11 protein-coding genes are annotated in these 12,816 nt (G+C 60.3%); 7 read left to right on the top strand and 4 right to left on the bottom strand.

Annotation, left to right across the window (positions count from 1 at the left end; translation table 11 throughout):
• Positions 1–1,995 (top strand): 4-alpha-glucanotransferase (gene malQ / locus AU511_RS10025; RefSeq protein ID WP_139829365.1); only part of this gene is annotated, 1,995 nt, incomplete at its 5' end.
• Positions 1,996–2,044: 49 nt separating this feature from the next.
• Here malQ and nfuA read toward each other — a convergent pair.
• Both nfuA and gntX read right to left on the bottom strand, forming a co-directional pair.
• Complete coding sequence (nfuA, locus tag AU511_RS10020; protein ID WP_094101570.1) at positions 2,045–2,620, bottom strand: Fe-S biogenesis protein NfuA; 576 nt, start codon at positions 2,618–2,620, stop codon at positions 2,045–2,047.
• A gap of 59 nt (positions 2,621–2,679) precedes the next feature.
• Positions 2,680–3,384 (bottom strand): DNA utilization protein GntX, encoded by a 705-nt coding sequence (gene gntX, locus AU511_RS10015; RefSeq protein ID WP_094101569.1) that lies wholly within the window; start codon positions 3,382–3,384, stop codon positions 2,680–2,682.
• A 67-nt stretch (positions 3,385–3,451) separates the two neighbouring features.
• Between gntX and bioH the strand changes: the two genes are divergently transcribed.
• The 5 genes from bioH to AU511_RS09990 all read left to right on the top strand — a co-directional run bounded on the left by bioH (position 3,452) and on the right by AU511_RS09990 (position 8,524).
• Complete coding sequence (gene bioH / locus AU511_RS10010) at positions 3,452–4,222, top strand: pimeloyl-ACP methyl ester esterase BioH (protein ID WP_094109560.1); 771 nt, start codon at positions 3,452–3,454, stop codon at positions 4,220–4,222.
• Between the two features lie 151 nt (positions 4,223–4,373).
• Entirely contained in the window at positions 4,374–6,125 is a 1,752-nt protein-coding gene (locus AU511_RS10005; RefSeq protein WP_094109559.1) for an alkaline phosphatase, read from the top strand.
• A 6-nt stretch (positions 6,126–6,131) separates the two neighbouring features.
• Complete coding sequence (locus AU511_RS10000) at positions 6,132–6,596, top strand: hypothetical protein (RefSeq protein ID WP_240503808.1); 465 nt, start codon at positions 6,132–6,134, stop codon at positions 6,594–6,596.
• A 12-nt stretch (positions 6,597–6,608) separates the two neighbouring features.
• Positions 6,609–7,295 carry an ABC transporter ATP-binding protein gene (locus tag AU511_RS09995; RefSeq protein ID WP_094109558.1) on the top strand — a complete coding sequence of 229 codons (687 nt, stop codon included), beginning with the start codon at positions 6,609–6,611 and terminating at the stop codon, positions 7,293–7,295.
• Entirely contained in the window at positions 7,292–8,524 is a 1,233-nt protein-coding gene (locus AU511_RS09990) for an ABC transporter permease (protein WP_094109557.1), read from the top strand. The genes AU511_RS09995 and AU511_RS09990 overlap by 4 nt, the downstream gene beginning before the upstream one ends.
• 39 nt (positions 8,525–8,563) lie before the next feature.
• On the opposite strand, the gene AU511_RS17435 is transcribed toward AU511_RS09990, so the two are convergent.
• Positions 8,564–8,722, bottom strand: a complete 159-nt coding sequence (locus tag AU511_RS17435) for a hypothetical protein (protein WP_167372016.1) — start codon at positions 8,720–8,722, stop codon at positions 8,564–8,566.
• 216 nt (positions 8,723–8,938) lie between these two features.
• Positions 8,939–11,257 (bottom strand): Tex family protein, encoded by a 2,319-nt coding sequence (locus tag AU511_RS09985; protein WP_094109556.1) that lies wholly within the window; start codon positions 11,255–11,257, stop codon positions 8,939–8,941.
• 268 nt (positions 11,258–11,525) lie between these two features.
• Between AU511_RS09985 and AU511_RS09980 the strand changes: the two genes are divergently transcribed.
• Entirely contained in the window at positions 11,526–12,809 is a 1,284-nt protein-coding gene (locus tag AU511_RS09980; protein ID WP_094109555.1) for a citrate synthase, read from the top strand.
• The last annotated feature ends 7 nt before the right edge of the window (positions 12,810–12,816 follow it).

Below are 12,816 nucleotides of genomic sequence, written 5' to 3'. Positions count from 1 at the left end.
CTGAGTCTGCTGAGCGCAGAGGGGATCAATAACCAGCCGATTCCGCCGGTGAAGGTGTGGCGCGAAGGTGAACCTGTGACAATCTGGGTGCAGGGCGACGGCCACTATCGCTGGACGTTCCACTACGAGCAAGGCGGCCTGATTGAGGGCGAGATCGCGGGAGGATCGGTCCTGACGCTGCCCGAGCCTTTACCCCAGGGATATCATCGTCTGACGCTGGAACAAGCCGGTCGGCGGTGGCGTTGTCAGGCGATTATCGCGCCGGTGTGTTGCTATGAACCGGACGCGCTTTCGCAGGGGAAACGCTGGTGGGGCGTCTCGGTGCAGCTGTATACCCTGCGTTCTCAGCATAACTGGGGCGTTGGCGATTTCGGCGATCTGAAAACGCTGCTGGAAGAGGTGGCGCGGCGCGGCGGCGCGTTCGTCGGCGTTAACCCCCTGCATGCGCTGTCTCCCTCCGGGACGGATAACGCAAACCCTTACAGCCCCTCGTCACGCTATTGGATTAACACCATCTATATCGACGTCAATCACGTGGATGATTTCCTCCAGAGCGAGGAGGCGCAGCGGTGGTGGCGCAGCGATGAAACGCAGCGTCGGTTATCCACCGTTCGCGGCAGCCGCTGGGTAGATTATCGCTCGGTCGCCGCGCTGAAGCGGGAAGCTTTGCGCCTGTCGTTCCAGCATTTCAACCTGCGCGGCGTGCTCGATCCGCGTCAGCTCGCTTTTCAGCAATTCATTGTCCGCGGCGGCGACAGGCTGCAGCAACAGGCGACCTTTGATGCGTTATACGCGTGGCTGGAACGTGACGGCGACTCCTTCAGCGACTGGAGCCAATGGCCCGACTGCTATCAGGATGCGCGGGGAGAAGGCGTCGTCAGCTTTCGGGAGTCTCACGCTGAAGACGTCATGTTCTACTGCTGGTTACAGTGGCTGGCGCACGAACAGCTGGCGGCCTGCTACGGCCACGGCAAACAGCTGGGGATGCCGCTGGGACTGTATCGCGAAGTGGCGGAAGGCGTGGCGTGTCGCAGCGCCGATTCCTGGCAGGAGCGTCCCCTGTTTTGCCTCGACGCCAGTATTGGCGCCGTGCCGCAAACACGGATGCCGCAAGGACAGAGCGGGCCGCTGGCGCCGATCAATCCGGTCCAACTGCAGAGCAGCGGCTATCAGCCTTTCATCGACATGATTCGCAGTAACATGGCGCATACCAGCGCGATATGTCTCCATCATGTAGCATCGCTAATGCGTGAGTGGTGGGTCCCGCAGGAGCGCGCATCGGAAGACGGTGGCTTTATCTATTATCCCGTGGACGACCTGCTGGCGATCCTGGCGCTGGAGAGTCAACGTCATCGCTGTATGGTGATGGGCGACGAGCAGGGCGTTCTGCCTGATGGGATGGTCGGCAAATTGCGCGATAGCCGCATCTACTCCTGTCGGGTGCTATTTTTCGAGCGCAACCCGCAGGGAGAATTTTACGCGCCGCAAGACTATCCTCCGCGCTCGATGGCGGCGGTGACCACGCACGATTTACCGACGCTGAGGGGCTACTGGCAGAGCATTGATCTGATGTTGGCGCACGAACTGGGCCTGTACGCCGGCGATGTGCTGTTGAGCCGCAGACTTAAGGCGCGTGAGCAGGCGAAACAGGCATTGCTGGACGCGTTGCATCAGCATGGTCATCTGCCTCAGCGCGTGGGGCGCAATGCGACGCTGACGACGATGAGCGCCCAGCTGAATCGCGGCATACAGCGCTTCCTGTCGGAAAGCGCCAGCGGCCTGTTGGGACTGCGCCTGGAGGAGTGGCTGGATATGGCGACGCCGGTCTGTGTGCCGGGCGGAGAACAGCAGTACCCCAACTGGCGGCGCAAGCTGAGTCGGACTTTGGATTCCATTTTTGGGGACAGTTATCTGGAACGGCTAATACGTGATATCGATCTGCGGCGAAACAGACCGTTGCCGAGCAGGAATAGCGGCGCGCCTGCGGGGAAATAACTCAGGTCGTAGCCGACCCGTCCGGGTCGGCACTTGGAGCGCTGGGATACTAGTAGTATGAGTGCTCGCCGGGCTGATGCTCGGTGAGATCGCGAACGCCAGCCAGTTCCGGGAACTTCTGCAGCAGCTCTTTCTCAATTCCTTCTTTCAGCGTGTAATCCACCATAGAACAGCCGTTGCAACCGCCGCCGAACTGCAAAACAGCGTAACCGTCGTCGGTGATTTCCATCAGCGACACCTGTCCGCCGTGACCGGCCAGCTGCGGGTTGATCTGCGACTGCAATACATATTCCACGCGCTCAACCAGCGGAGCATCGTCCTCCACTTTGCGCATCTTGGCGTTAGGCGCTTTCAGCGTGAGCTGGGAGCCCAACTGATCGGTGACGAAATCGATCTCGGCATCTTCCAGGTAAGGGGCGCTGAGTTCGTCGACGTAGGCCGACAGCTTCTCAAACTTCAGCTCGGTATCGTTCGGCTCAACGGCATCGGGCGGGCAGTAAGAAACACCGCACTCGGCACTCGGGGTGCCGGGATTGATGACGAAAACACGGATCTGGGTGCCTTCCTCTTGCTTTGCCAGCAGTTTGACAAAATGCTCCTGAGCAGTGTCGGTAATATGGATCATAATTTTAACTCAATAGTTGACTACGCCAGTTGGTTATAATACGCCCATCCCGCCGGTCACTACAAGGTGCGGCACAGACACCAGACCTGGATATGCGCCGCGCCCTGCCTCAGCAGCACCCGGCCGATCTCCGCCATCGTACTCCCGGTGGTCACCACATCGTCCAGCACAACAATCCGCTTTCCCGCCAACGGCAGCGTACAGTCAAACGCCCCGCGCAAATTACGACGGCGGGCCGAGGCGGTCAATGACCTCTGCGGCGGAGTGGGGCGCATGCGGGTGAGGCCGTTCGCCACATAGCGACAGTTCAGCCAGCGGGCCAGCGGCGCGGCCAAGAGCGCCGTTTGATTATAGCCCCGCCGCCACTGCCGTCCCCGGTGCAGCGGTACGGTCAACAGCAGGTCTGGCGTCGGGAAGCGCGAATGTGGCGCGCTCAGCGCCGACTGCCGATAGCGTTGGCGCCAGCATAGCCACAGCAGACGCGCCAGCGCGGGGGCGACGTCCCCCTGACCGTAAAATTTCAGCTGTTTGATTAACCCATCCAAAGGCGGCCGATAATCGGAGACAAAGAGCAGCGCATGCCAGGGCGGCGGATGTTGCAGGCAGCGACCGCAAGGGAGCGATGCCGAAGCCGCGGGCAGGCCGCAGCGAGGACAGCAGCAGGGCGGTGGCGGAAGACGACGCAGGCAGTGACTGCATATCCCATGATGACTATCATACAGCGGTTGCCGGCAAAGCCGGCACTGCGCCCAAAAGGTGAACATCCTGTTTCTCCTTATGATGAAAACGACGCGACATCATTATTTACGTTAAGAAGAAGGACGATAACGCATGGCAACGTTGCATTGGCAGACGGAAGGTGAAGGCGAACAAGAAATTGTGCTGCTGCACGGATGGGGACTGAATGCACAGGTATGGAACAGCATCGTTCCGCGACTGGCGCCGCATTTTCGCCTGCACCGCGCCGACCTGCCGGGCTTTGGACAAAGTCAGGGGTTTGGGCCGATGCCGCTGGCGGAGATGGCCGCCGAAGTGATGACCCGCGCCCCCCAGAAAGCCATCTGGCTGGGTTGGTCGCTGGGCGGACTCGTGGCCAGCCAGATCGCGCTGACTCACCCAGAGCGCGTTACAGCGCTGGTGTCGTTATCCTCTTCTCCCTGCTTTCAGGCGCAAGAGTCATGGCCGGGCATCAAACCCGCCGTACTGGCGGGTTTTCAGCAGCAGTTGCAGGAAGATTTTCAGCGTACTGTGGAGCGTTTTCTGGCGCTGCAAACGCTAGGAACCGCCAGCGCAAAACAAGACGCCAGGCTACTAAAATCCGTGGTGCTGGACCAGCCGATGCCGACGGTGGACGTACTGAACGGCGGGTTGCAGATGTTATCGCAGGTGGACTTGCGGGCGCCGTTGGCGTCGCCCACCGTTCCCTTCCTACGGATATACGGCGCGCTGGATGGCCTGGTGCCTCGCGCCATCGTGCCGCTGCTCGATGAGTGCTGGCCGCGGTCGACCTCGGTGATCATTCCCAAGGCGTCGCACGCACCGTTTATCTCGCATCCTGATGATGTGGTCGAGGCGCTGCTGGCGTTCACGAGGGCGCAGTAACGGCGTTTCCCGTCGCTCCCATAGCGCGAATGCGCACCGCCCCGCGCCAATTTGTCCAAGTGATGCCGAGTGTGACGGGGTTCATCAAAATGTAAGAAATCATCACTAGCTTATGTCCGGACCATGATTAACTGCGAAGGACATAAATAGAATGAAACTCCGTTGGCTACTCCCCTTGTTAATGGCGTCATCTCTGCCCGGTTTCTCCCACGCACAGGCTATTTATCCCATTGACCGCGCGACGATGCCGGCGGGTGGGCGATTCGACTTCAAAGTTGAGTTCGACGAGGTGCTGAAGCCGGAAGATATCCGCATTCAGATCAACGGCCGCGACTACCAGCAGGTGCTGGGCAAACAGGCCACGTTCGTCGAACGCGAAGACGGCGCTCCCGTATCCACCGTGTGGGTCCGCGACGTCGGTCTGACGCAGGCGGGCCGTTATGACGTTGAAGCGCAGGCCAAAGGCAAGACCGCTAAGGTCAGCTGGGAGGTTTATCCGGCTCCGCAGACCCGTAAGGCGAAAAACGTGATCCTGTTTATTGGCGATGGTTTGTCGGTGGCTCACCGCACCGGCGCGCGCATTCTGTCCAAAGGGATCACGGAAGGGAAGGCCGCCGGAAAACTGGCGATAGACGATCTGCAATATATGGCGTTCGCCGGCACGTCCAGCACTGACTCCATCGCGGCAGACAGCGCCAACACGATGAGCGCTTACATGACCGGCCATAAGTCCGGCGTCAACGCGATTGGGGTTTACGTTAGCCGCAGTAAAAACTCGCTCGAACATCCCAAACAGGAAACGTTGGGAGAGCTGGTGACCCGTTCGACCAACATGGCGCTCGGCATCGTCAGCGATGCCGAGTTGGAAGATGCGACGCCCGCCGCCGTGGTATCGCACACGCGCCGCCGCGCCGACAAGGCCGAAATCGCGTCCATGTTTTACGACGTGCAGCCAACCGTGATGCTGGGCGGCGGCTCCGCCTATTTCCTGCCGAAAAGCATTCCTGGCTCGAAGCGCAAAGACGATATCAACTACGTCGAGAAATTCCAGCAGGCCGGCTATACGCTGGCGACGGACGCGAAAATGCTGAAACAGAACGCGGCGACCGCCACCAAACTGCTGGGCCTGTTCCACACCGGCAACATGGACGGCGTGCTTGACCGTCGCTTTCTGAAAAACGACGTCACCAAGAAATTTCCCCACCAGCCGGATCTGACGGAAATGACGCAGGCGGCGCTGGATGTGCTGTCCAAAAATAAAGACGGTTTCTTCCTGATGGTGGAGTCGGCCTTGATCGACAAGGCTTCTCACCCTCTGGACTGGGAGCGCGCGTTCTACAACACCATTATGCTTGACCAGTCTGTGGCGGTGGCGAAGAAATTCGTGGAAACGCACCCGGACACGTTGATCATCGTGACCGGCGACCACACCCACGGTATCTCCATCATCGGTACGGTGGACGACGATAAGCCGGGTACGGAGATGCGTGAAAAGGTCGGCGTGTACGAAGATGCGGGCTACCCGAACTATCAGGATGCTGATAAAGACGGCTACCCGGATGACGTCAACGTCTCCAAACGTCTGGCGGTCTTCTTCAACAACTCCCCGGACTACTACGAAACCTTCCGTCCGAAGCTGGATGGCACGTTCGTCCCGTCGGTGAAAAATGAAAAGGACCAGTACGTCGCCAACAAGGCTTATGCTTCCGTTCCCGGCGCAGTGCTGCGCGAGGGCATTCTGCCGCGTTCGGTGGATACCGGCGTACATGCCGTGGACGACATGGTGATTCAGGCTAGCGGCCCCGGCGGAGAAGCCGTTCGCGGCTATATGGACAACACGCAGCTGTTCCGGGTTATCGTCGACGCGCTGGCTATCGATGCCCGCAACACTACGAAGAAATAGCGTGTTATGTCACGGTTAACACGTTTTGCGGCGGGGCTGATGGCCCCGCTGTTCCTGCTTATTTTTTCCCTAAGCGTGATGCCGCCTGTGCGGGCGGCTTCGGTGCCTGAACTCTCGTTCGACAAACTGTATGCGTCGTTCGGCGTGCTGGGGGCCGAGTTTTCCAACGATGTGAAAACGCTGGCGGGCCAACGGGTGAAAATGCGGGGATTCATGGCGCCGCCGTTAAAGGCAGAAGCGCAGTTTTTCGTCCTGACCAAAATGCCGATGGCGCTGTGTCCGTTTTGTTCGTCGGATGCCGACTGGCCGGAAGACATCGTGGTGGTTTATCTCGGCAAGCGACAGACCTTCGTGCAGAACAACACCATTATCCAGGTGGACGGCGTACTGGAGTATGGTTCGTGGACCGATCCGGACAGCGGGTTCGTCAGCTTGTTACGTCTGCGCGATGCGCACTTCGAAACGCCTTAGGAGCCGACGGTGATGATACAACTGACGCAGTTGCAGGTGACGTTCCCGGATCTGCCGGATCCGGTCCTGGACATTCCGCATCTTCATATTGCGGAAGGCGAGCGGGTCGCTATCGTTGGGCCGTCGGGATCGGGCAAAACGACCCTGATCAACGTCATGACGGGGCTGGACGGCCGCGCCAGCGGCTCACTACGCTGGGATCAGCAGGAGTTATTAACCCTCAGCGAAGCTGGCCGCGACCGCTGGCGCGCCCGCCACATCGGTTTGGTCATGCAGGACTTTCATTTATTTCCCGGCCTGTCAGCGCTGGAAAACGTTTTGCTGCCCGCGCGCTTTCACCATTGGCGGCTGCCAGGCGCGTTGAAGAGACGGGCGGCTGCGCTGCTGGACCGCGTGGGACTGGATACCGGAAGGCGGACGGTGGAACGATTGTCGCGCGGTGAAAAACAGCGGGTAGCGGTGGCGCGAGCATTGCTGGGCGAGCCGGATATGATCGTCGCCGACGAGCCGACCGCCAGTCTGGATCGCCATAACGGCCAACAGATCGCCGCGCTATTAATCGCGCTGGCGCGGGATACGCACACGACGCTGATTACAGTCACGCACGATCGTCAGTTGTCCGATGGAATGGCGCGTTGCATCCGGCTGGAGCAAGGACGAATTGTGTCGGATGAGAAAAAGAAGGAGCAAACGGAATGATCCCCTGGCCGTTATTAGGTGCTGATGTACGCAGGCTGTGGCCTGGCATGTTAGTCGTCATGCTGTTGATCGCGCTGGCGACGGCGCTGAGTATTGCGGTCAGCCTTCAGGAACGGGCGCTACAGCAAGGGAGCGCGCGAGCGGCGGATCGTTTCGATCTGGTCATAGGCGCGCCGGGCAGTGAAACGCAACTGGTGCTGTCATCGGTCTTTCTCCAGCCGTCGGCGCTGACGCTGATTCCGGCGTCGGTGCTGGATACATTGGCGCATCATCCGCTGGTCGAGTGGGCCGCGCCAGTGGCGTTCGGCGATTTCTATCAGGGCATGCCGGTGGTAGGGACGACGGCCCCGCTGGTCACTGATAATGGCAAGCGGGCGCTCCAGAACGGACGGGGGTTTGAACAGGATTTTGACGCCGTTGTCGGTGCGCATACGGGCCTGAAACCCGGCGATACCTTTAGCCCGATCCACGGTCGCGTCGGCGAAAGCGGCGCGCACGCGCATGAGCATGTCCACTACACCGTCGTCGGCGTGCTGCCGGAAGACGGCAGCGCCTGGGATCGCGCCATACTGGTGCCGGTCGCGGCGGTCTGGCGCGTACATGGCATCGCGGTGCCGGGACACGAGCGTGACGACGAAGAGGAACATCATCACGACGGCGATGAGGCGGAGGCGAACCACGCCGAAACGCAAGCAGGCGTGCCGGCCATCGTGGTGAAACCGAAAAGTATTGCCGGTGCCTATCAGTTGCGCGCCCAGTTCCGCACGGACACCACGCTGGCGGTGTTCCCCGGCGAGGTTTTGGTCAAGCTCTACGGCATTTTGGGGGATATCCGTCTGCTGCTGGACTACGTGGCGATGGGCACCGAGGGGCTGGTGGGCATTGCCGTCGCGATGGTCGCGGTGCTGCATCTGCATCAGCGGCGCCGTCAGATCGGCGCGCTCCGCGCTTTTGGCGCGCCACGTTCCGGTATCTTTCTACTGGTCTGGTCCGGACTGATGCTGCTGGTCAGCGCGGGTATTCTGGCGGGCGTCGGGCTCGGTTATCTGGCGGCGAAGGCGATTGCCGTGGTAATGAGCGAGAAAAGCGGCTTTGTGTTGCCGGTCACGCTCGGCGAGGAGGATATTCAGTTCTCGCTGTTGCTGCTGGTGATCGCGGCAGTGGTGCTCACTGTTCCCGCGATGTTGTCCTGGCGACACTCTCCGGCCGAGGCTTTGCGGGAAGCGTAGCCCGCTTTTCACGATCGCCCGCGTGGGCTGCATCGGTTTTCAGGAGGATGCGAGCGCTCGTCGGGCGATATTTTTTCCCGTGAAGTTCATCTCTCCCTCTCCGAGCACATTCAGGAAAGTCTTCACACGCTGCGGCAGATCGTCGCCCTCTCCGAGATACCTCTCTTCAAGAACGCCGAGTGCGTCAGTGTACGGCATGAACTCTTTGTCCCTTAAAGACGGCCGAGCGAGAGCATCAGACGCCGGCGGTGCTGCCGTGTGTTGCTACTGTGCGGGGTCGAAGATGAGCCATGATTGGGAATGCGGCATTGCCGCCGACGTGCTGAAGCCGCCTTGCGTGATGGGAATAGGGGGATTGTTCACGACCCTAAACGCAGAGGGAGAACACCGGTGGCGCTCTCCCTCCAAGTGGCGTTAGCGTTTTTTGAACGCCGCCGCCAGCGCGTCGCTCATCGCGCTGTTGCCAGACGATGTGCTGGCCGCACGCGGACGCGGTTTGTTGGCGGACGGTTTGCGCGGCTGCGCAGCGTCCTGACCGCCGCGACGCGCGCCGGTTTCTCCCGGCTGCTCATCCAGACGCATCGTTAACGCGATGCGTTTACGCTGCAAATCCACTTCCAGCACTTTCACCTTGACGATATCGCCGGCCTTGACCACCGTATGCGGATCTTCCACATAGCGGTTCGCCAGCGAGGAGATATGCACCAGCCCATCCTGATGGACGCCGATATCTACGAAGGCGCCGAAGTTGGTGACGTTGGTGACGGCGCCTTCCAAAATCATGCCCGGCAGCAGGTCGTTCATTGTCTCTACGCCTTCGGCGAAGCTGGCGGTTTTGAACTCGGGGCGCGGGTCGCGTCCGGGTTTTTCCAGCTCTTTGATAATGTCGGTCACCGTCGGAATCCCAAAGCGTTCGTCGGTGAATTCGCTGGCTTTCAGCGAGCGCAGCGCCGTGGCGTCGCCCATCAGCTCCTGTAGTTTCTGCTCGGTGGCGGCCAGAATACGTTCCACCACCGGATAGGCTTCCGGGTGAACCGTCGAGGCATCCAGCGGGTTGTCGCCGTGGTTGATGCGCAGGAAGCCGGCACACTGCTCGAACGCTTTGGGGCCGAGACGGCTGACTTTCAACAGCTGCGCGCGGTTAAGAAAACGTCCGTTCTCGTCGCGCCAGTTGACGATGTTCTGCGCCATCATACGGGTCAGACCCGCGACGCGGGTCAGCAGCGGCACGGAGGCGGTGTTCAGATCCACCCCGACGGCGTTCACGCAGTCTTCCACTACCGCATCCAGCTTTTTAGCCAGCAGCGTTTGACTGACGTCGTGCTGGTACTGGCCGACGCCGATGGATTTCGGTTCAATCTTCACTAGCTCGGACAATGGATCTTGCAGTCGGCGGGCGATCGAGACCGCGCCGCGCAGCGAGACATCGAGATTTGGAAATTCCAACGCGGCCAGCTCGGACGCGGAGTAGACCGAGGCGCCCGCTTCGCTGACGATGACTTTCTGGGCCTTGATGGCCGGGAACTGTTTCTGGGTGTCGAGGAAGAAGCGCTCGGTTTCGCGCGAGGCGGTGCCGTTGCCGATGGCGACCAGCTCCACTTGGTGTTTCATGCACAGCGCGGCGACGCTGGCGGCCGCTTTGGCGGCTTGACCCGTGTGCGGGTAGATGGTGTCGGTCGCCACCAGCTTGCCGGTGGCGTCTACGACCGCGACCTTAACGCCAGTGCGCAGGCCGGGGTCCAGCCCCATCGTGGCGCGCATTCCGGCAGGCGCGGCCATCAACAGATCGTTCAGGTTGCGGGCGAACACGTTGATGGCTTCATCTTCGGCTTTTTCGCGCACGCTGCTCATCAGTTCGGTTTCCAGATGCATTAGCACCTTGATACGCCAGGTCCAGTTGACGACGGCGCGGCGCCAACTGTCGGCGGGGGCGTTGTTCAGCCGCAGGCCCAGGTGGTCGATGATGATCTGCTCGCCGTAGCTTTCACGCGGCGGTTCATCGAACTGCGGATCGGCGTTCAGCGCCAGTTGCAGGACGCCTTCATTGCGGCCGCGAAACATCGCCAGCGCGCGATGAGAGGGCACTTGCGCGATAGGCTCGTGATGGTCGAAGTAGTCGCGGAACTTTGCCCCTTCTACCTCTTTGCCCTCCGCCACGCGGGAGACAAGATGCGCATTTTTCCACAGATAGTCGCGCACCTTCGCCAGCAAGGCGGCGTCCTCGGAGAACCGCTCCATCAGGATGTAACGCGCGCCGTCCAGCGCGGCTTTGGCGTCGGCGACGCCTTTATCGGCATCAATATAGGCTGTAGCGGCGCTTTCCGGCGTTTGGGATGGGTCGTTCCACAGGCTGTCCGCCAGCGGCTCAAGGCCCGCTTCGATAGCAATCTGACCGCGTGTGCGGCGCTTCGGTTTATACGGCAGGTAGAGATCTTCCAGCTCGGTTTTGCTGAGCGTGGTGCGAATGGACTGCGCCAAATCGTCGGTCAGTTTTCCCTGCTCGTCGATGGATTTCAGAATAGTCTGGCGACGATCTTCCAGCTCGCGCAGGTAACCCAGCCGGGCTTCCAGCTGACGCAGCTGCGTATCATCCAGCCCGCCGGTTACTTCTTTACGGTAACGGGCGATGAAAGGGACGGTATTTCCCTCGTCCAGAAGTTGAACCGCGGCGCTGACCTGCTCGGTGCGGGCGCTCAGCTCTTGGGCGATGATATGGCTTAATGAGGCATTCATGAGGTTGATATCACTCGTCTTCAATTAAGGGGTGTAAAAGCTTGCGATAGTTATACGGATTGACGGCGGAAAATGCCAGCCGACGCAGACGCGGCGCACGAGCGGGCTGCGGCGAACGTTTATCTGCATCAAAATTACGCCAGATTGTGGTGACTTAACGCGGAATTAGCGTATTAAATAAACAAGGGGCAGCGATGCCGTGGTGATTTTAGACCGCCTACGTCAGTACGACGGGGTAAGTGTGTTCATTCGATCGGGAGATTGAGGCATGACAGTAAAAGCACCCACGCTGACGGTGGGCGGGAAGGAAAACATTGAGCTGGAGATCCGCCGCGGCGTGATGGGAAGGGAGGCGGTGGACGTCCGTCCGTTAGGGGATAGAAATCTGTGCAGCTTCGACCCCGGTTTCGCCAACACGGCCGGCTGCGAGTCCGCCATTACCTATATTGACCCTGTCGACAGCGTGTTGCTGCATCGCGGCTTTCCGGTCGAACAGCTGGCGGAACAGTGCGATTACCTTGAGGTCTGCTTTATCCTGCTGCACGGCGAAGCGCCCTCACGGAAGGAGTACGACGCCTTTTCGGAGACGATTACCCGCCATACGTTGATCCACGAGCAGATTAGCCGGATGTGCAGCGGCTTTCGTCGGGACTCCCATCCTATGGCGCTGATGTGTGCGGTTGTCGGCGCGCTAGCGGCGTTCTATCACGATGTGCTGAATGTGGAGCAACCGGAGGACAGAGAGCTGGCGGCGGTGCGGCTGCTGTCGAAGATGCCGACGCTGGCCGCCATGAGCTACAAGTTTTCCATCGAGCAACCGGCGGTTTATCCGCGCAATTCACTCTCCTATACCGCGAATTTTATGCATATGCTGTTCTCTATTCCGGCGGAAACCTATGAAGTGAATCCGGTACTGGAGCGGGCGATGAACCGAATTTTGATCCTGCACGCCGACCACGGGCAGTGTCCGTCGACGATGGCGGTCCGGGCCTCCGGATCGTCCGGTGCCAATCCGTTCGCCTGTATTGCATCGGGCCTGGCGTCCATGTGGGGGCCGCGACACGGCGGCGCGAACGAAGCCTGTATGCGTATGCTGGGCGAAATCAAAACGGTGGATCGCGTTCCGGAGTTCGTGCGTCGGGCGAAAGAGGGCGACAGTGCGATGCATCTGATGGGATTCGGCAATTCGGTGTACCACCACTTCGACCCCCGCGCGGCGATCCTGCGTAAAACCTGTTACGAGGTGCTCAACGAACTGGGCATGGCCGACGATCTGCTGCAGGTGGCGATGGAGCTGGAGCATGTGGCGCTGACCGACGCTTATTTCCTTGAGCATCGGCTGTACCCCAGCGCCGACTTCTATACGGCGGTGATCCTTAAGGCGATGGGCCTGCCGCCCGCGATGTTTCCGGTCATTGCCGCCGTGGGGCGCACCAGCGGTTGGATTGCCCATTGGAAAGAGATGCACGAGCAGGGATTGACTCTGTATCGCCCCCGGCAGGTTTACAACGGCCAGCCGCTCCGAGACTTTCGGTCCGCCTTAAACGATTGACCGTCTT

Source organism: Lonsdalea iberica (assembly GCF_002111585.1).
Taxonomy (GTDB): domain Bacteria; phylum Pseudomonadota; class Gammaproteobacteria; order Enterobacterales; family Enterobacteriaceae; genus Lonsdalea; species Lonsdalea iberica.
Note: the sequence above shows the minus strand (reverse complement) of the source record. Positions and strands in the feature narration are given on the sequence as shown.